This window comes from Aliiglaciecola sp. (assembly GCF_039982535.1).
Taxonomy (GTDB): Bacteria; Pseudomonadota; Gammaproteobacteria; order Enterobacterales; family Alteromonadaceae; genus Aliiglaciecola.
This window is the reverse complement of record NZ_JBDWYG010000039.1, coordinates 150521-170081: the sequence shown is the minus strand read 5'-3', so window position 1 is coordinate 170081 and position 19561 is coordinate 150521. Positions and strand designations below refer to the sequence as shown.

Annotated in this window: 21 protein-coding genes; 8 read left to right on the top strand and 13 right to left on the bottom strand. The window is 41.8% G+C overall.

The window, feature by feature from the left end:
- Nucleotides 1–407: 407 nt before the first annotated feature.
- Together greB and ABJV04_RS12415 are read left to right on the top strand one after the other, a co-directional pair.
- Complete coding sequence (greB, locus tag ABJV04_RS12420) at nucleotides 408–881, top strand: transcription elongation factor GreB (RefSeq protein ID WP_348491838.1); 474 nt, start codon at nucleotides 408–410, stop codon at nucleotides 879–881.
- Between the two features lie 118 nt (nucleotides 882–999).
- Nucleotides 1000–3348 carry a Tex family protein gene (locus ABJV04_RS12415; RefSeq protein ID WP_348491837.1) on the top strand — a complete coding sequence of 783 codons (2349 nt, stop codon included), beginning with the start codon at nucleotides 1000–1002 and terminating at the stop codon, nucleotides 3346–3348.
- Between the two features lie 142 nt (nucleotides 3349–3490).
- On the opposite strand, the gene ABJV04_RS12410 is transcribed toward ABJV04_RS12415, so the two are convergent.
- From ABJV04_RS12410 to bioH, 3 genes are read right to left on the bottom strand one after another with little or no spacing between them, the layout of a single operon-like run.
- On the bottom strand, nucleotides 3491–4465 hold the full coding sequence (locus tag ABJV04_RS12410; RefSeq protein ID WP_348491836.1) for a putative metalloprotease CJM1_0395 family protein: 975 nt from the start codon (nucleotides 4463–4465) through the stop codon (nucleotides 3491–3493).
- 17 nt (nucleotides 4466–4482) lie between these two features.
- A complete protein-coding gene (locus tag ABJV04_RS12405) occupies nucleotides 4483–4803 on the bottom strand; it encodes a hypothetical protein (protein WP_348491835.1) in 321 nt (106 codons plus the stop codon).
- A gap of 54 nt (nucleotides 4804–4857) precedes the next feature.
- The gene (gene bioH, locus ABJV04_RS12400; RefSeq protein ID WP_348491834.1) at nucleotides 4858–5637 is read right to left on the bottom strand and encodes a pimeloyl-ACP methyl ester esterase BioH; all 780 of its coding nucleotides are present in this window, start codon (nucleotides 5635–5637) and stop codon (nucleotides 4858–4860) included.
- 25 nt (nucleotides 5638–5662) lie between these two features.
- Here bioH and ABJV04_RS12395 point away from each other — a divergent pair, with 25 nt between their 5' ends.
- A complete protein-coding gene (locus ABJV04_RS12395) occupies nucleotides 5663–6415 on the top strand; it encodes a ComF family protein (RefSeq protein WP_348491833.1) in 753 nt (250 codons plus the stop codon).
- 7 nt (nucleotides 6416–6422) lie between these two features.
- Here the strand turns inward: ABJV04_RS12395 and ABJV04_RS12390 are convergent, their stop codons facing one another.
- Nucleotides 6423–8978: a M14 family metallopeptidase gene (locus ABJV04_RS12390; protein ID WP_348491832.1), complete on the bottom strand. Its 2556-nt coding sequence runs from the start codon at nucleotides 8976–8978 to the stop codon at nucleotides 6423–6425.
- 222 nt (nucleotides 8979–9200) lie between these two features.
- Between ABJV04_RS12390 and nfuA the strand changes: the two genes are divergently transcribed.
- Together nfuA and ABJV04_RS12380 are read left to right on the top strand one after the other, a co-directional pair.
- The gene (gene nfuA / locus ABJV04_RS12385; RefSeq protein ID WP_348491831.1) at nucleotides 9201–9779 is read left to right on the top strand and encodes a Fe-S biogenesis protein NfuA; all 579 of its coding nucleotides are present in this window, start codon (nucleotides 9201–9203) and stop codon (nucleotides 9777–9779) included.
- Nucleotides 9780–9810: 31 nt separating this feature from the next.
- Nucleotides 9811–10089 carry a hypothetical protein gene (locus ABJV04_RS12380; RefSeq protein WP_348491830.1) on the top strand — a complete coding sequence of 93 codons (279 nt, stop codon included), beginning with the start codon at nucleotides 9811–9813 and terminating at the stop codon, nucleotides 10087–10089.
- Here the strand turns inward: ABJV04_RS12380 and ABJV04_RS12375 are convergent.
- Nucleotides 10034–11380 carry an MATE family efflux transporter gene (locus ABJV04_RS12375; RefSeq protein ID WP_348491829.1) on the bottom strand — a complete coding sequence of 449 codons (1347 nt, stop codon included), beginning with the start codon at nucleotides 11378–11380 and terminating at the stop codon, nucleotides 10034–10036. The genes ABJV04_RS12380 and ABJV04_RS12375 overlap by 56 nt on opposite strands.
- Here ABJV04_RS12375 and ABJV04_RS12370 point away from each other — a divergent pair.
- Together ABJV04_RS12370 and ABJV04_RS12365 are read left to right on the top strand one after the other, a co-directional pair.
- The gene (locus ABJV04_RS12370; protein ID WP_348491828.1) at nucleotides 11380–12465 is read left to right on the top strand and encodes a polysaccharide deacetylase family protein; all 1086 of its coding nucleotides are present in this window, start codon (nucleotides 11380–11382) and stop codon (nucleotides 12463–12465) included. The genes ABJV04_RS12375 and ABJV04_RS12370 overlap by 1 nt on opposite strands.
- 40 nt (nucleotides 12466–12505) lie before the next feature.
- A complete protein-coding gene (locus tag ABJV04_RS12365; RefSeq protein ID WP_348491827.1) occupies nucleotides 12506–12973 on the top strand; it encodes a GNAT family N-acetyltransferase in 468 nt (155 codons plus the stop codon).
- Here ABJV04_RS12365 and ABJV04_RS12360 read toward each other — a convergent pair.
- Genes ABJV04_RS12360 through ABJV04_RS12330 form a run of 7 tightly spaced genes read right to left on the bottom strand, consistent with a single transcriptional unit; the run spans nucleotide 12970 to nucleotide 18359 of the window.
- Nucleotides 12970–13887, bottom strand: a complete 918-nt coding sequence (locus ABJV04_RS12360; protein WP_348491826.1) for a dienelactone hydrolase family protein — start codon at nucleotides 13885–13887, stop codon at nucleotides 12970–12972. The genes ABJV04_RS12365 and ABJV04_RS12360 overlap by 4 nt on opposite strands.
- A gap of 52 nt (nucleotides 13888–13939) precedes the next feature.
- Nucleotides 13940–14581, bottom strand: a complete 642-nt coding sequence (locus ABJV04_RS12355; RefSeq protein ID WP_348491825.1) for a GNAT family N-acetyltransferase — start codon at nucleotides 14579–14581, stop codon at nucleotides 13940–13942.
- A gap of 10 nt (nucleotides 14582–14591) precedes the next feature.
- Nucleotides 14592–15230 carry an SCO family protein gene (locus ABJV04_RS12350; RefSeq protein WP_348491824.1) on the bottom strand — a complete coding sequence of 213 codons (639 nt, stop codon included), beginning with the start codon at nucleotides 15228–15230 and terminating at the stop codon, nucleotides 14592–14594.
- Complete coding sequence (gene cyoE, locus ABJV04_RS12345) at nucleotides 15227–16141, bottom strand: heme o synthase (RefSeq protein WP_348491823.1); 915 nt, start codon at nucleotides 16139–16141, stop codon at nucleotides 15227–15229. The genes ABJV04_RS12350 and cyoE overlap by 4 nt, the downstream gene beginning before the upstream one ends.
- Before the next feature lie 9 nt (nucleotides 16142–16150).
- A complete protein-coding gene (locus tag ABJV04_RS12340) occupies nucleotides 16151–17128 on the bottom strand; it encodes a COX15/CtaA family protein (protein ID WP_348491822.1) in 978 nt (325 codons plus the stop codon).
- Between the two features lie 12 nt (nucleotides 17129–17140).
- Nucleotides 17141–17707, bottom strand: coding sequence for a hypothetical protein (locus ABJV04_RS12335; RefSeq protein WP_348491821.1), 567 nt, complete (start codon nucleotides 17705–17707; stop codon nucleotides 17141–17143).
- Nucleotides 17700–18359, bottom strand: coding sequence for an SURF1 family protein (locus ABJV04_RS12330; RefSeq protein ID WP_348491820.1), 660 nt, complete (start codon nucleotides 18357–18359; stop codon nucleotides 17700–17702). The genes ABJV04_RS12335 and ABJV04_RS12330 overlap by 8 nt, the downstream gene beginning before the upstream one ends.
- Nucleotides 18360–18441: 82 nt before the next feature.
- Between ABJV04_RS12330 and ABJV04_RS12325 the strand changes: the two genes are divergently transcribed.
- Complete coding sequence (locus tag ABJV04_RS12325) at nucleotides 18442–18651, top strand: DUF2909 domain-containing protein (RefSeq protein WP_303474714.1); 210 nt, start codon at nucleotides 18442–18444, stop codon at nucleotides 18649–18651.
- A 25-nt stretch (nucleotides 18652–18676) separates the two neighbouring features.
- Here ABJV04_RS12325 and ABJV04_RS12320 read toward each other — a convergent pair whose 3' ends face one another.
- Nucleotides 18677–19561, bottom strand: a complete 885-nt coding sequence (locus tag ABJV04_RS12320) for a cytochrome c oxidase subunit 3 (protein ID WP_348491819.1) — start codon at nucleotides 19559–19561, stop codon at nucleotides 18677–18679.

The window sequence follows — 19561 nt, the reverse complement described above, 5'->3', positions numbered from 1 at the left end:
CAAAATTAATTCGGGTTTGTGTATCAAATTGTACTACCTAATTGTATTGAAGGTGCAACATATATCATGTTCAACACCAACAGTTTTTACCGATAGGCCTCCTTTTAAAAGTCACCCTCGATTTATTTACGTTATGTAAAAAAACCCTGTAACATACTCGGTAGGAAAGTCAGTTACAGCGCACGTTAAGACGACATTTTTACAATTTACTTTAAGCTTCAGGACGTCGTTTAACTATCTTTAATATTAGCCTAACATGGCATTTTTTCCTGCTAAATTTCATCGTTTTTTGGAATGTTTTTGACTAAAAAAATAACGGTTATAATTTATTGTTAGGTTGCCAGATAGCGGCCATTTACTAAGTCTTTGAATACAAAACAGTGTTTAATAAATAAGAGGTTTTTCATTTGAGAACCCCATTAATCACCCGCAAGGGTTATCAAAAATTACAAAACGAGCGCGACCATCTTTGGCGAGTTGATCGGCCCGAAACAACAAGAAAGGTGACTTGGGCAGCGAGCCTAGGTGATCGCAGTGAAAACGCAGACTATCAATACAATAAAAAACGCTTACGAGAAATAGATAGGCGCATACGATACCTAACTAAAAGTCTCGAAAATTTAAAAGTCGTCGACTATTCACCACAACAAGAAGGCAAAGTGTTCTTCGGTGCTTGGGTGGAAATAGAAAACGACGACGAAAAAACCTTAAAGTTACAAATCGTCGGATACGATGAAATTTTTGATCGTAAAGATTGTATCTCCATTGATTCTCCCATGGCTCGCGCTCTGCTCAAAAAAGAAGTTGATGAAGAAGCTACCGTGCGAACGGAGGCTGGTGAGTTCAATTGGTTAATAAAAAGCATTGAATATGAAAAATAACCGCTGTTAGGTGTTTTTTATCATCAGTTGCACTGGTAAAGTTGCGGCTGTTTATTTTTGGGCGCTAGAAGCCCATTTTCAGTTTTTCTAGGCATTAATGCCTTATCAAGGGTCTTGTATGATCATCGAAAAAATTGCTAACGAACTTAACGTTGAGCAGAAACAAGTTAATGCGGCTGTTGAACTATTAGACGGCGGCGCCACAGTACCATTTATCGCGCGTTACAGAAAAGAAGCCACATTCGGCCTTGATGATGCGCAATTGAGAACCCTAGAGCAGCGTTTAGGCTACTTGCGTGAAATTCAGGAACGCAAAGTAGTCATTCTCAAATCTATTGATGAGCAGGGCAAGTTGACCCCAGAGTTAAGTCATAAGATTCAAGGGGCTGAAAATAAAACCGAGTTAGAAGATTTATATTTGCCGTTCAAACCTAAACGACGAACTAAAGGGCAAATTGCCATAGAAGCGGGCCTTGAGCCACTAGCAGATAAGTTATTTGCAGATCAGCAACTAGATCCTCAAGCGGAAGCTGAAAGTTTCGTCAATCCAGATGCCGGAGTGGCAGATGTAAAAGCGGCTCTAGACGGAGCAAAATATATTTTAATGGAGCGCTTCTCAGAAGATGCGACCCTACTGCAAAAAGTCCGTCGCTATTTACAGCAAAATGCACATATCAAAAGCACTGTGGTTAGTGGTAAAGAAAAAGAAGCGGCTAAATACTCAGATTATTTCTCCCATAGTGAAAAAATCAGTAAAGTTCCCTCTCACCGCGCACTGGCAATGTTTCGTGGACGCAATGAGGGCTTACTTCAAGTTAACCTTGATGCTGATCCACAACGAGAAGAAAACGACCGCAGTGCCTACTGTGAAACTATCATTCGCGACCATTTAGATTTGCAATTTAGCGGTCAACCCGCAGACGCATGGTTAACTACGGTAGTGCAGTGGACTTGGAAAGTAAAAATCCAATTGCACATGGAATCAGAATTATTCGGCGCTATTAGAGAACAAGCCGAAGAAGAGGCTATTGGCGTATTTGCCCGCAACCTAAACGACTTACTGATGGCAGCACCGGCAGGTGCCAAAGTCACCATGGGCTTAGATCCAGGGTTAAGAACGGGCGTAAAAGTAGCAGTGGTAGATACCACAGGTAAAGTTGTTGCTACCAATACTATCTTCCCCCATGTACCACAAAATCAATGGGATAAATCACTGCGCACCTTAGCCAACTTGTGTAAACAACATAAAGTCCAGCTAGTAAGTATTGGAAATGGCACAGGCTCTAGAGAAACAGACAAGCTAGTGGCGGAGTTGATTAAGTCAGCGCCTGAATTAAATCTGCGTAAGATTGTTGTCAGCGAAGCGGGTGCATCGGTTTACTCAGCATCAGAGTTAGCTTCTCAAGAACTTCCAGGCATGGACGTATCTTTGCGCGGCGCAGTGTCTATTGCGCGCAGATTACAAGATCCCCTTGCTGAGCTTGTGAAAATCGAACCCAAGGCCATCGGAGTCGGTCAGTACCAACACGACGTTAGCCAAAGTAACCTAGGTAAATCCCTCGAGCATGTCATCGAAGACTGTGTGAACGCGGTGGGCGTGGATGTGAATACCGCCTCTCCAGCACTGTTATCCCATGTCTCTGGGTTGAACCGTACGCTGGCACAAAATATCGTGATGTTTCGCGACCAGCACGGTGCATTTAGCCAACGTAAAGATTTACTGAAAGTAGAAAGATTAGGTCCAAAGGCCTATGAACAAGCGGCTGGATTTTTACGAATCGTCAATGGTAGCAATCCGTTAGATGCCTCGGCAGTCCATCCCGAAGCCTATCCGGTAGTCAATGAAATCGTCGATAAAACCGCATGTGCGGTTAACGATCTCATTGGTAATAAAGAGATTTTGAAAGCCTTATCGCCTGAAACCTATACCAATGATAACTTCGGTTTACCCACAGTCACCGATATTATCGCTGAACTTGAAAAACCTGGACGAGATCCTCGCCCCGAGTTTAAAACCGCAGCATTCAAAGAAGGTGTCGAAAAAATATCTGATCTGAAAGAAGGGATGATTCTAGAGGGCGTAGTCAGTAATGTGGCCAACTTTGGCGCCTTTGTGGACGTTGGTGTACACCAAGACGGTCTAGTCCATATCTCGGCGATGACGAATAAGTTTATTTCTGACCCAAGAGAAGTAGTGAAGGCCGGTGACATTGTTAAAGTTAAAGTGGTTGAAGTTGATGAACAACGCAAACGAATTGCGTTTACAATGAAACTAGATGACAACACCGCTAAACCTCAACGGACAAGAGAAAATCCGTCGAGGACTGACAATAGAAGCAACAATAAGAATCCTCGACCGGCAAAAAACCAAGGTCGAGATAATTCGCGAAAACAATCTTCTGCACCAGGCAATGCGGCTATGGGCAATGCTTTTGCCGATGCTTTTGCCAAAGCAAAACAAAAATAAAGACGTCGTAATCTGCTCCTCACAGACAAGTGATTACTTGTTTGTGAGGACATTGACAGCAGAGCTAACCAACTCCTAATATAAAAAATTTAGATAATTAGAAGGAGCTTCGAGGTAAGTGAATACTTACTGCAGAGGTTGACTAAGCGCTGAATTGTAGTTGTGAAGTACGAGGTTCAGATACTTTTTGATAGAAGCTTTCGATTACAGACACACGTTGTAAAATCCCACTATCTCTATTTTCCAAGCGCTCGCGGTCTTTCTCAAGGCTGGCAACATCCGTACCCTGCTCTAACGAACGGGTAGGAAAATCTGCGGCAAATCCGTCTACGATTTCATCTAAATCTGGTACGTTAGCAGTGATTGGAGATTCAGTTGCTTCGGCAAGGGGCGAATCATAAGACTCACCTAACTGTTGTTCAATATTATCACTAACAGCATCTTTCGCACTTTCAGCCTTTTCCTTAGCAATATCAGAACGTGCCTCTGTCGCTATTTTTGTAGCTTCACTTGCTACTCGTAAATCTTGTGAAGATGGATCTGCTGGCGCAAGGGCTGCCGCTCGAACCTGTTGCATTTTGCGAACTGTTTCTTCAGGTGTCTCTTCCTCAGAAATGTCGATGGACACTTCTCCACTGACCGCATATTGATTGCCATCAGGGCCACTTTCATACTCGTAAGTAGGAGAAGCCGCATACTGACCTCCAACAGAAGCATGTGCTTGTTCGTGGGCACGCACTTCAGCATCACGACTTTTCAGTTCTTCAATTTCTTGCTGATCTGCTAGTTGTTGCTGCTGTTGTTTACTCTCAGCATCTTCTTTGCCGGCACTCGGATCTTCGCCATTATCTTTGTCTGCAAAGTTTTCTTGTGTTGCATCGCTTTGGGCTTGATTATTTTGCTGAGCTTGAGGTCGCTCGTAGGTCACCTGAACTTGTTGACCGGGGGTTTTAACACGATCAGATTCTGAGCCTAAACCACTCTCTGCTGCTGAGTTTTCTGCATTACTTGTCTGCGGAATAGTTTCTCGTTGTTGATTGTCTCTACGAACAGCATCGGTGCTAACATTATTCGTCGGGAATAATATGGCTGTTGGTGTTGGCGTGACAATATTCATAACAAAGGCTCGTTAACTCAAGCTAGCTCATCAATGATACGACCTACTGTATCATTGGCCACTTCCAATACTTTGCCAGACGCTATCGCATTGCGACTATTAATTTGCAAAGAAAGTAAGTTATCAGTTAAAGAGTCACCGCCACTAGGCAACAATTGGTTAACTTGCCCCAACTGTTGGGTTGCAGCATTAGTTAATACATCTTGAGTGGTCTGAGCTTGACCATTGCTCTGCGCAATCGACAGCGATGCTTCAGTAATACCCTGCTGCGCACGGTTCAACCCAAGGCTGCCAGATATGATTGCCGAATTTACATTATTAGTTACATCAAATGCCATAGATAACCCCCATTACCTGTGCAAATTATAGCCTATTTAGACTAAATTGGAAACTTAGCTGCTAATGTTTAAACATTTGTACAAGATCTGCACAAACTCTTCAGGATGAGAAATAAAAGGTGCATGGGACGCATGGGCAAAAACATGCGTTAGATTAGAGGCTTGCAAGTTTTCAATTAGTGGAATGGCTTTCGCGGGTACCAAACTATCTAAGCGACCATACAAGCGGAACGTGGGGCAGGTAATATCGCCTAATTGAGAGCGTAAGTCCGCGTTTGCCAAAATACTTAACCCAGCCCGTAACGCCCTATCATCGGGAATGGGGTATTGTTGGATGTGTGACTTGATTAACTTAATATCTTGTTTAGCAGATTCACTTCCAATAGCCTGAATTGCCATAAAACGGTCAAGGGTTTTACTAAAGTCCTTTTCCAGTTGTTGAGTAAATATCTGTAAAACGTTCGCTTTTATGCCTGGCCAGTTTTCTGCTTCGGAAAACTTAGGCGAGCTTGCCACTAAGACCAAATTTTCGCACTTATCAGGATGGTTAATCGCCAATTGTTGGGCGACTAACCCACCAAGGGACCAACCAACAAAACTAGACTTGTCGGGAATACACTCGGCAACCATACTACAAACAGAGTCTAAGTCGTATTGTGCTGGCAAGACATCGGCGTTGCGTCCAAATCCAGGTAAATCGAGTAAGGTAATTCGAAAGGATTGTTCCAAAATATGACTAATAGGCTCCCAAACACCGCTATTGAGCCCCCAACCATGTAGTAAAACTAAATTGGGACCTTGTCCACGTGTTTCAAAAAATAAGGGGTTGCTCATTAGGTTCTCATTAATAAGGAATGTTATGGGACTGAGTCAGTTAGTCATTGCTGCATTAAATAGTAGCAAATGGCGTCATTTTAGTAAAAAACTAGCAACTTATTTGGAACTAAACCAACATTGTCTTTTGTGTCACCAGTCTAGCGGATATTTGATTTGCCATTATTGTGAAGCAGATATTATTTCTTTTGAGCACAAAAAATATAACTATAATTTACTTAATCATGTTGAAGTATATTTAGGTTTAAGGGCTGTAAATTTCGATAGTTTAACCGCCTTTTCAAGCTATCAATGGCCACTATCACATTTAATTACTCAACTGAAGTTTCACAATAAAAGTATCCATGCTAGAGGATTAGCCCAATTGTTTTGTCAACGTGCTCTTCCTCCCAAAGCCCAGTTACCTCAAGCAATTATTCCGATTCCATTGCATAGGGCTAGGTTAGCCCAGCGAAAGTACAATCAAGCTGCGGTAATTGCCTTAGAAGTCGCTAAATCTGCTGGAATTATTTGTTTAAGCAATGTGCTTTCACGACCTAAAAAAACCTTGGCACAAACCGATTTAAGCGCTCATCAACGACAACAAAACATCAAAGACGCGTTTTCAATAAATATGCCCTTACAACAACCCTTAACACATGTTGCTTTGTTTGATGATGTAGTGACCACGGGAGCTACCATAAACTCTGCCGCAGAGGTGTTACGTGCAGAGTATCCAGATATGCAAATTGACGCTTGGTCAATTTGCATTACCCCGAAAAACAGCGAATCTGAGTAAATCTAAATTAATCGATAAATTTAGACATGAAAATAGCATTCCCCATCAGTCGACTTGTTCCATACCACACACCACGGAAATTAGGATTATTTACGAAACCAATTACCCGTCCCTTACCAAATCGGTGGGCAACTACAGCTGCAGAATCAGAAATAAGGTCTTGCATTTCATCAGAGGCGAAGCCCGCCATTAAGGGTTTTTCTACGTACTTAGCAGCAGTAATAAAAGGTTGCTCCGGCATCAACAGCACTTCAGTCGTGTTGCGAAAAACCGGTAATAATGATCGAGTGTAACCAAATCCTAGAGGGTGACTAATATCCAGTTTAGTTTCGAATACAGCACCGGCGATACGCTGCTTGGCAGCAAAGGCTTCCCGGTCACCAAATTGAAGGTTTTTGGCACTAAATGCGTCTTGTATTTCAGACCGTTTCATAAAGGCAGCTTTCAACCAACCATTATCACTTAAAAATTTAGTACCGCTTTGCTGACCAATCAACACGCCGCCTTCATCAACCCATTCAGCAACTTTCTCAATTACTGATTCTGGCAAGTTTTTGTAATTTCCACTGACCCAAATCATATGGGTGTAGCTAGACATATCTAGCGCAGATAAACGGTCCATATCGATAATAGACACCGGCATTCCCACTCTAGTATCTAAATAGTGCCAAGTTTCACCGGCTTCATATTGATTAACACCTAAGCCCCCAACAATCATCACCTTAGGTAGGGTTATAGGAGACATCTTAGCGCTTCCTAAGTCGATACCTTGCCCGGTCAATCCACTTTCAATGGACCAAACAGGAATATTCAGTTGATTGGACAGAGACTGAATCGTTGCAAGCATGTCATCAGGTTGATTTAGCCCAGTAGGAATAACAATAGAACCGGATGAGAAACTAATGGTGCCACTGCTGGTTTTAGCGGAAAAAGCACTTTCTGCAGCTCTTACTTGAATGCCACTTTGTAATAATCTTTGCAGGAATTTAGGGGCTTTATAATCTTCCCAACTAAAGCCGTAAGCATAAGCATTCCCTTGTAACATAGGAAGCTTGTCTACTTTTAATTCAGCTTGTTTATCAGAGTAAGAAACTTTGCGGAAGTCCCCTTTATCTACTTCGGTATATTGCAGATTAAACGCTAAAGCTAAGTTCCAATTGGAAACATCATAAAAGGTATTGTCGTCAAAACGTTTACGAGTAGAAAATATCGACTTAACCAAACGGTATCTAGGCTGATCAGTGGGCACAAAAATACTATCTACAGAGTTGTAGGTAACATCATCAATTTTTGCGTTTTTATTGAGGGAGTAATGTTCAATTTTATGTTGTTGTAGAATTTTCTTCAGTTGGTTAAATCGAGCTTTGTCGCGGCTTTCACTTATCAAATAACCTTTTACTCGATCATCTTTAATTAGCTCATCGGTTAGCTTGTTGAAATTAGATTGGTATTCAACAAGAGCCTGTTTATTGGCAAGGGCCCCTTTGAACGTCGACAATGACGTGGTTACTTGATTTTGAATGGTATCAGAAAATGCCAAGGGCCCATTTACGGTGTCTTGCAAATGACCACGGCTACTGGCTTGCTCGAACAAAATACCAATTGTTCCTAAGCCGTCCGGATAGGTAGAACCTTTACCATAATAGAAGTCATCATATGATTCTTGGGTAAAGTAGAGTTGTTTAGTGTCATCCAAAGCGGCTGCATGAAAGTTACCGAGGGCTTCCGTTAGCTTCACATTTTGATCAGGGGTCCATGGGTTCTTACGGGAGGAAATACCCGGTTGAAAGAAGAACGTACGATTGGGTCCCATTTCATGAAAATCAGTAAGAACGTGGGGGCGCCATTGCTGAAACTGCTTGATACGCGCTCGAGAGCTAGGATGAGTTAACAATAACCAATCGCGATTTAAATCAAACCAATAGTGATTTACCCTACCTCTAGGCCAACGTTGACTTAACTCGCGGTTGTTGGGGTCAGAAACAAGATTTTGACTTCTATGCATATTCGCCCAATGAGCAAATCGCGCTAAACCATCAGGGTTGAGTGCAGGATCCAACAACACAATGTTGTTTGCTAAGAGTTTATCTACTTCTGGCCCTTGAGCAGCAGCTAAATAGTAAGCCACAAGTAACGATGCATTTGCCCCTGAAGATTCGTCACCATGAACACTGTAGCCCATCCACAGTATCAATGGATCTTTATCATTTGATTTTGCCCCTTGTTCAATAACCTCTAAATGCCGCTTTTGAATGCTTTTGATATTCTTTTGATTATCAGCAGCGGTGATGGTCATCAACAAAAGTCGGCGATTTTCATAGGTTTTACCCGTTTCTGTTAAGCTAACTCGATCTGACGATTCAGCTAGAATTTCCATGTACCGGACTATTTGATCATGCCGAGCATGCCAAGTACCAACAGGAGAACCAAGCACATCTTCAGGCTTTGGAATACTTGGGTCGTAGCTCACCGTTTTAGGGAGATAGTCTAAGTCAGATAGGGCGGAAGCAGAGAAAGAAAGAGATAAAAAAAGTACGGTGGCGCAAAAACGCTTTAAATTCATATAAAACTCTTTACAGTAGATTTAATTATTATTTTGACTAACGCATAAGGACTCAAGCCATCTGGCCTTTAACGACTGGAGCAGTTCCCTTGTATTTTGTGTATATTATGCATCAATTCTTTGTTAGTTAAAAATTTCATAATAGAATCACATTACCTGAGTGTTTTACTCAGGTATTTCTGGTAAACTATTGGTCTAATTTTAAAAGATCAGGAATGATTGATGATTAATATTTCTGAAAGTGCACAAGCGCACTTTACTAAACTGCTTGAAAAACAAGAGCCAGGTTCAAACATTCGTGTATTTGTAGTGAACCCAGGGACACCAAGTGCTGAATGCGGTGTGTCTTACTGTCCGCCAGATGCCGTTGAAAAAACCGATGTGTTGCTCACATTTAACGGTTTCGACGCTGTAGTTGACCAAGAAAGTGCTCCGTTTTTAGAAGAAGCGGAAATTGACTTCGTTACTGACCAGATGGGCTCGCAACTTACACTTAAAGCGCCTAACGCTAAAGCGCGTAAAGTAGACAGTGATGCTCCTCTTGCCGAACGTATCAGTTATATGATTGAAGCGGAAATAAACCCTCAATTAGCCAGCCACGGCGGCAAAGTCATGTTAATGGAAATCACTGATAACGGTGAAGCCATTCTACAATTTGGTGGCGGCTGTAATGGTTGTTCAATGGTTGATGTGACCTTAAAAGATGGTATTGAAAAACAAATGTTAGAAGCCTTTTCAGGTGAAATAACAGCCGTTAAAGATGCCACTGAGCATACTGCCGGTGAACACTCGTATTATTAAACATAACACGTCAGATTTTTAGCATTAGAGAATGTTGAAAAACTGGCTGTATAAAATGGGGAGTGATCCCCACAAAAGTTGGGCCGATTTTAAAATCGGCCTGACTATTTTTATTGCTGGTGTTATGGCTATTTTTGCAGGCTTAAAATTTTGGATTTGGTTGCAAATACCTGGTGTTCTGATGTTAGCCTTAGGGTTAATATTCGCTGCCAAAGGGTATTTAGGCATATTTGCTAATCGTTTTTCACAAACCCTTAATCGGTTTGAGCAGGCCAACGATAAAGCCAAAGGAAATAACCCGAAAGACTAATCCCCCTGGCTCCCAAAAATGCAAGTAAGGCAATCCACAAAGCGAAGTTCCCTAAGTCTTGGCAGAACCACCACACCGGAAAATACACTAACAACGCACTTATTAACATGCTATCGCGCATCGCACTTGCCCGTGTTAGTCCCACAAAAACACCATCCATTAAAAAACACCAATGTGCCACTATGGGAAGTAACCAAATAACCGGTAAAAACTCAGCCGCCGCCTTTTGCAGAGTCGGTAAATCGGTCAAAAGCCCAATAATATTGTTTCCCCATATTACAAACACTAAGGTATACACGAGTGCAAAAGCACTCGACCAAATAAGCCCTAAGGTGACATTGGCTTTTAATGAGCGCTCATTGGATGCTCCTTTTGCTTCTCCCACTCTGGCCTCAACGGCAAATGCTACGGCATCTAATCCTAAGGCAATGAGCACAAAAAACTGCATTAACAAGGCATTTATCGCGGCTGCCTGCACACCCAAACGAATGCCCTGAAAAGTCATAAATACCAAACAGGCTTGCAAAGCTAAATTGCGGATCAACATAGCGCTATTGAGACGAGTTAAAATGGCTAAACTTTGCATCCCAAGCCATTCTTTTTGCGGTAAAATGCGCTGTCCTTTAAAGACAAAAAATAATCCGGTTAGGGTTATACAATACTCAGCAATCACAGTTGCAGCAGCCACACCCGCGACTTGCCAGTCGAATACAAACACAAATAGTAGATTCAAACCGATATTTAATAGGTTGGCAAAAACCTGGCTATACATCACCAACTTATTTCGTTGTTGGCCGAGTAACCAGCCAATTAACGCCAAATTAGCCAGCGCTGCTGGAGCTCCCCAAACCCGAACATTAAAGTATTCAACAATCACCTGAGAAACCAATTCATCGGCTTCGGAAAAATGAAGCCCTAGGGCCAAAATAGGCTGTTGAAAGATCAATAGTAATGCAGCAATGATGCCGGCACTGAACATACTTTGATAAAATACTTTGAAACTAGCTAGGCTAGACTTTTGTCCTTTCGCTTGGGCACTAAGGCCTGTGGCGGACATACGTATAAATCCGCAAATCCAATAAATTTGTGTCAATATCAATGTAGCAACTGATGCACCAGCCAAAATATGACTGCCATCCATATGGCCAAGTACGGCTATATCCACAAACCCCATCAAAGGCGCAGTAATATTTGCCAATAACATTGGAAAAATTAACGCAATCATTTCTAGATGAGCCGTTTTTTGCCAGAATAGAGGTCTTGAAGAGGTTGAAGTAGGAAGCTCAGGCAATGATGAAATCCAAAACGAGTGAAAAAAGTAATGTTAAGTATTATTCCATTTTTTTAATGCTTGGCGGCTTTTTATTTCTAGCATTTGGCAAAATGGCTATCGCTACCCCTAATCACGGTGTGGTTTTGTTATATCACCATGTGAGTGAAGACACGCCTGCAAGTACCTCTATTAGCCCAGCGAAGTTCGCTGAACATATGGCGTACTTGAAAGAGCACCATAATGTAATTCCATTGCAAACATTAATTGAAAACATTCAAAATGGTCAACCTGTGCCTGAGAATAGCGTGGCCATTACGTTTGATGATGGCTATCGAAATATCGCTGAAAATGCACACCCGATAATGTTGAAGTATGATTTCCCCTATACCATTTTTATTAGTCCAGATTTAATTGGCAAACAAAAACACCAACTAAACTGGTCTGAGATAAACAAACTAAGCAAACAAGGCGTTAGTTTCGCTAACCATACCCGTTTTCACAAACATTTACTCTTAGGTAACGAACAGGATAATTGGTTAGCTAACACCATCGAAGATATTGAACACGCTGAACAGAGTATTAAACGCAACACAGACTTCGATTTAAAGTATCTTGCTTATCCCTATGGTGAATACAATCAAGCTCTAAGCCAAGGTTTGCAGGATAGAGGCTTCATTGGCTTTGGGCAGCAATCAGGGGCGATTTCTAAAAATAGTGATTTTGGCGCTTTACCACGCTTCCCTGCAGCTGGCATTTACGCCAACTTAGAAACACTAAAAGTAAAAATGAACACCTTAGACATGCCGGTAATCAGTAAAAGTGTAGCCGAGCCACAATTGAGCCTTGCCAAGCGAACACCCACTCAAACCATTAAGGTCAATTTGGATGATATGCATACAAGCCAACTGAACTGTTTTTACTCTGGAAAACCAATAAAGTTGAATTGGGAAGATAATTCTTTTACCTATAGTATTGAAGATCCACTGCCCAAGGGCCGTTCAAGAATAAACTGCACGGCACCTAGTATTGCCTATGCAGGTAAGTATTATTGGTTTTCTCAACCCTGGTTTGTACCTGATGAGAACGGCAATTGGCTTGATTAATTAAGCTATATTCAACAAGTGAGTTTTAGGAAGTAACATAATGAATATTGTGCTGGAAAAGCCTATTTCTGAGCAAGTGATCGCACTGTTAAAAGCCCATCATCAAGAAATGTTTGAGCATTCGCCGCCAGAGAGTGTACACGCCTTAGATGAATCTAAATTCAGCGCCGACGACATTACGTTTTGGGGATTATGGCAGCAAGATAAACTAGCTGGGTGTGGTGCTTTAAAGACGTTATCGGATAACCATGGTGAGATAAAATCCATGCGTACCTCAAATCAGTTTTTGCGCCAAGGTGTGGCTAAAAGGATCCTGACACACCTTATCTGCGAAGCAAAACAACGTGGTTATCACCGTTTAAGTTTAGAAACTGGTAGCATGGATTTTTTCGCCCCTGCGAGAGCCTTGTACGCAAGCCACGGATTTATCAAGTGTCCTCCCTTTGCAGACTATGAAGATGATCCCCACAGTGTTTGCATGACACTTGATATTCGCGGTGAGAATTAAAATCCTGGTTTAGTGGTTTTTCCATTCTCAACAAGATAGGTTGCAAAAAAGCTCAACGTGCGTTGCCAAGCCAGTTCTGCTGCTTGTTGGTCGTATCGACTGGTAGAGTCGTTATGAAAGCCGTGATTTACGTCTTTATAGGTATGGGCTACATAGTCCGCATTATTTGCCTCTAAAACCTTTTTATAGTCCGGCCAAGTGGCATTTACGCGCTTATCTAGGCCAGCAAAATGTATTAGCAGCGGTCCTTTGACTTTATTTACAACATCATCTTTTCCAGGCGTGCCATAAAACGGTACTGCAGCATCAACTACATTGGGTAAGTTAGCAGCCAGCATGTTGCTGATATAGCCACCAAAACAGAATCCAACCACGCCTAACTTGCCATTTCCCTTTTCATGGGATTTTAAAAACAACGCTGCAGCTTTAAAGTCTTCTTCTATTTTGTCTCTATCCATTGAGCGTTGCATTTTACGTCCCTCATCATCGTTACCCGGATAGCCGCCTAATGGGAATAATGCATCAGGTGCAAAGGCGATATAACCAGCTTTAGCAACACGACGAGCCACATCTTTAATGTAAGGATTAAGGCCACGATTTTCATGCACAACAAGCACAGTACCAAGCTTTTCTGATTGGCCTTTAGGCACTACAAAGTAGCCACTCCCTTTGCCATGTCCATTGGGGGAATCAAATTCAACGTAAGATGCGGTTATATCGGGGTCATTAAATGAAACTTGCTCTGCTTTAGCATAATTAGGCGTCAATGAAGCAGCAATGGTAGAGATTGCCAAACCACTGACCGCTAAACTTGAGATCCGCGTTATAAAAGTACGCCTGTCTATATCACCATGGGCATATTCGTCATACCAGTCAAAGGCTTGCTGGGGAATTTTAACCGTATTATCACTCATCAGATCTACCTCTAAAATGGTTTTTGAAAGATTGAAACAACGTTTCCTAACCCTACACTAAACTTTTTTGCATATGAATGTGGGGTAAAAAGCCTATTTTTTTTCCTTTTTCACTGGGTTGGGATTTAGATTTTTGTACAAACCCAAAATTCAGATAAGTTTGAATCGCGGATTGATTATCTTCCATTACATCTAAAACCAGTGTTGATTTGCCTAATTTTATGGCGGCTTCTGAACAATAGTCTAACAGACAAGTCGCCACTCCTTGCCTTCGGTTTATGGGTTCTACCGCCAAATGTCCGATACTCAACTCATTTGCAGATGGGGCTCTTACCAATGTCGACAGAGCTTCACTGTTATTTAGAATGGCGGCGGTTTCTGTAATACCAAAATGAGTGACCAAACTAGCTAAGGTCTGTTGTTTAAACAAATCTGAGATTGGAGCCTGCCAGTAACTAACGCATCCACAGACAGCACCATTTTTAATTGCAACCTGTTGGTTCAAATAACCAAACTGTCCTTCAGCAAGTTGCAAAGCCGTTTCTAAAAACTCTATGCAGATTTTTTGTTTTTGTGGAAGTGTTAAAGGGCTTTGGTGGCCGGTGAGTAAACTGATTAAGTTATCCGGCCCAGAGGAAAAAAGTAACTTGGCGAGAGATTGGCAGTGGCTCGCTTTAGCCTGAGTAATTAGCATCGAATTGAAATTACATGGTAACGACGATGGGCATATCTTCTAATATTTGTGCCCCCTCACTTACGGGAATAGAACCTGGCTCGAGTTTTGGTTTAAAACGCCCAACAACTTCACCTTTGGGATTAATCACCGTAATTGAAGCACTATGATCCACCAAATAATTAGGATCATCGGTATTATCACTCATGGCGTACATCATGCCCATTGACCTAACTAAAGGAAATAGTTGTTTATGTTCACCAGATGTAGCCCAAAAATCCGGATTAAAGAAATTCACATATTCTTTTAAACGGGCAGCAGAGTCTCGTTTTGGATCAACAGATAAGAACCAAATTTTAATCGGATTATCAGTATCAATGGCTTCTAATTGGGGATAAATACCTTTGAGTTCAGCCAAAGTAGTAGGGCAAATATCTGGGCAAAACGTATAACCCACAAATGCTAAGGTCCAATGACCATTGAGTTGTTGATTGGTAAATTTATCTCCATTTTGATCATAGAGTTCAAATTCGGGTAATCCCCGCGCTGCTGGGTATTTTTGCAGATATTTCACCTCTTCCACTTCAGGAGGCGCTATCACTATAGAAAAATACAGACCAGCGGCTAAAGCCACAACGGCAACGATACCAATTAGTAAGTTTTGTTTCATAAGGTGAATTTTAAATAATGGTCAACGAGTAATACAACAAAGAGTACCATCAAGTGAACGATTGAAAAACCGAAGGTTTTCATCGCCGTATTTTCAGTAGCCGCATATTTTAATTTCCATGCGTAATACATGAAACCGACATTTAACAAACCAGACCCCAATAAATATATAACCCCAGACATACCGGTTAAATAAGGTAATAAGCAGACTATAGTAAGTAACAAGGTATACATTAAAACTGAGGTTTTGGTGAATTCCACTCCGTGGGTTACCGGTAACATAGGAATTTCAGCTTTTGCATAGTCTTTCACTCTATGGATGGCTAAAGCCCAAAAATGGGGTGGTGTCCAAGTGAAGACAATAAGCACTAAAAGCAGAGCATGGGAATGAATCTCGCCAGTGACGGCAGTCCATCCTAACAAAGGGGGAGCAGCGCCAGCTAAACCCCCAATAACAATATTTTGTGGAGTAGCACGTTTGAGAAACATGGTATAAACCACGGCATATCCTACCAAACTGGCCAAGGTCAACAGCGCTGTTAATCGGTTAACCCACAACTCAAGACAAATAAAACCAGCAACGCCCAGCACGAACGCAAAGATGGTCGCTCGCAACGGGCTAATTTTGCCTTTGGTCACTGGACGGTTAAAGGTCCTTGCCATTTTGCCATCGATGTTTCGGTCTACCACATGGTTGATCACTGCAGCAGAAGACGACAATAATCCAATTCCCCCTAGGCCAGCAATTAGCACCTGCCAACTCACCCAAGTTTCGGTAGCTAAACACATCCCAACTAACGCGGTCAGAAGTAATAACATCACCACTTTGGGCTTAGTTAACTCGTAGTAATCACGCCAACTAGCGACTTGTGAAGGTGATTTTGCGTAATTTGCCTGAAGCGTTTTATTCACATTAGTCTCCTAAGTCTTTCTGTAAAGGGTGTAACAGAGTTTCACCATAACCAACAGCAAGCATGCTGCTACAGCATTGTGCAAAACAGCTACCGACAAAGGTAAGCTGAATACGACATTGCTCACCCCAAGCATAACTTGTAGCCCTAAAATCAATACTAAACTGATAGATAAGCTCTTAATTAATTGAGAGGCCGCTGCGCTGTACAAGCGAATTGCTAACCAGCATAAATATATAAATGTCACTATGGCACCGAATCGGTGAGTGACATGCATTGTCATTCTTTCAGCCCAATCATGGACCCCAAATTCATAATTTTCTGCATGGGGAATACTGTAGGCCCCGGCATAATCTAAACGACTTACCCAATCACTTTCACAGAAAGGAAATTCGGTGCAAGCTAAGGCAGCGTAGTTTGCTGAAGTCCAGCCACCAAGGGCTATTTGGCCGACTAAAATCAGAATCCCGAAAGCGCAGTATTTAGCAAAACCTTTCATCTCAGAGTCACCACCGGGTATTCGGTAAGGTGTCAGTCGTAAATATAATAAATACAGACATGAAAGCACTGCAAAACCCCCAAGTAAATGCCCCATAACAATCAATGGCATTAAATTAAGGGTTACTGTCCACATCCCCAAAGCGGCCTGAAAACAAACTAAACAGAGTAAGAAAAACGGTAACTTAACGGGGCTATGATACGAACGTTTAACCAAACTTATTGCAAAAATAAGTAGAATGAACAAGCCCAAAGTACCTGCGGCGTAACGATGAATCATTTCATTCCAAGCTTTGTGCGCTTCAAACGTACGTTCAGGAAATGCATCTTGAGCCGCATTAATATGAGATTCACTAGCCGGTACACTCAAATGACCGTAACAGCCCGGCCAATCAGGGCAACCTAACCCAGCATCAGTTAAACGGGTGTAAGCCCCCAATACGATGACGACTATTGCTAGCACTACTGAAGCCAGCACTAATTTTCTCATTGCTACCGTTCCTTAACCAATGCGAGACAGTTTTAACAGTTTTCGTAAATCGGCCAAAATGTCGCGGCTCTGTTGAATCGCGTCGTCTTGCTGTTGTTTAACCGGATACTTTAATATGACATTTCCTAATGTATCAGCAATGAAAATACCATCTGCGGACTCATCTTTAAACAAATTATTTACATTTCTCTCATCAACTTTTAACACTTTAATATTAGGGTAGCGCTGAGTATCAGTTGAATCCATAATATGGCTTTTTTGATGAGCTAAAACTAAAGGTTCAACTCGGTCAGATTCCTTACCCAAAGCAACCCATATCTGATTGATACTATAAAGGGCATTTTCACATTCATCGGCGCACTCTTGGGGCATCACAAATAGCAATCGCCATAGTGGTTCTCTCTGTGCAACTAATGAACTCATATCTAGAGGCGTAGCAAGCAATTCGCCTTTGTTTGTTGACCCTTTGTTAAACCAATCAAAGGTCAGCGCTAAGTATGCCAGGACTACCGGCAGAACAAACACAATGAACATGATAATGGGGGTTTTCGACTTTTTGTTGCTAACAACTTCAGACATCTTTAAGCACTTTCCTTTTTCGTAAAGCGATGACATAAATAACAAAACATGCAATTGCTAATGCAAACCACTGAATTGCGTAACCATAATGTTTTTCGGGAGCCATGACGACGGGCACCCAATTGCGAGAAAAACCAATGGGAAAGGACGGATCTAATTGCAAAACAATGGGTAAAACATCCGCTCCCATAAACTTCGATATCAAGGTTAAGTCGATACTCTGTAACAGTACTGGCCAATCATCGGTAAATTGTGCTGTTTCTGTCACCATTGGGTTAACGGTTGGAACCCAACTCGTGCCGAACAAAGTTTGCTCATAACTCGGCAAATCAAACTTGGGCAATTCATTCCGATACTGCCCGGCTTTGACCCAGCCTAAATTAGTGATAACGATGCCAAATTCGGTACGAACAGGGACGAGAACATGAAACCCTACTTGTCCATTTTCTATGCGATTATCGAGAAGAAAAACCTTATTCACTAACATTCGACCTTTAAATTCTAAGGGCAAATCTCGCTTATCTTGACGTGCTAAAATATCCTCAATATTTAGCGGGTTAGTTGCCTGTCTCAATTCAATTTGTTGAATGCGTTGTGCTTTAACCTGCCCACGCTGCAATTGCCATACACCCAAAGAACATAAGATTATCACTGCCAACAGCACTAAAAGTGTGGCAAAGTAAGGGTGTTTAGAATTATTCGTTGTAGTGACCATATATTGAGGAGTGATCGATTTGTTAGTTAAACTATTAGTCGGCGGCTTATTGCTTTTTATGCTCTACAATCTTTTTCGCGCCATGATAATAATGTTAAAAAACGACCCTAACCAGCCTCCTATGAGTAAATTTATTGGCCGCCGGGTGATGACCTCTGCAATAATTGTTATTTTGTTATTATTGGCTGTAGCAACGGGATTAATTACACCGAATCCACGTCCCTATTAAGGGACGCAAAAACGATAACGACTACCTACAAAATGTAAACAAAGAAAAATAACATTACCCACACTACATCAACAAAGTGCCAATACCAACTTCCCGCTTGAAAAGCGAAATGATTGTCAGGTGTAAAATGACCTTTGAGTACCCTAAAAAACAATACGATCAAAATAATTGTTCCCAAGGTAACATGCATTCCATGGAAGCCTGTTAGTAGGAAGAATGTATTGCCGTAGACACCTGATTGTAAGGTTAAATTCATTTCACGATAGGCATGCACATACTCTTCTACTTGAAGAGTTAAAAAGAAACATCCTAATAGAATAGTTACACCTAAAAAGGCAATCAATTTACCACGCTGCTGTTTCTCCAATGCTACATGTGCAAAGTGACACGTCACTGAAGAAATCAATAAAATAATAGTATTGTATAAGGGTAAACCCATCCAGCCCATAGCCGTTGTTTCAACGCCACCAGGGGTTTTAGTTAATGGCCATATCGCCTCAAAATTGGGCCAAAGCACTTCTGCGGTCATGGCATTATTACCCGCCCCATCTAGCCAAGGCATAGCAATTACTCGCGCATAAAATAATGCGCCAAAGAATGCAGCAAAGAACATAACTTCCGAGAATATAAACCACGCCATTCCTTGTCGGTATGAGCGTCCTAATTGAGCACTATATTTGCCAGCCATAGATTCGTGGATCTGATTTCTGAACCAACCAACTAACATAACCAATAAGGTGACTATGCCTGCAAGTAAGGTCCAGCCACCGTATCCACTTTCACCTTTGGTTTGTTCAACCACAAAGTTGCCTGCACCAAATGCAATTAGAAATAAAGCTACCGCACCAACAATTGGCCAGGGGCTTTGGTCTGGAACATAATATTTTTCGTAAGCTTGTTGTTGTGCCAT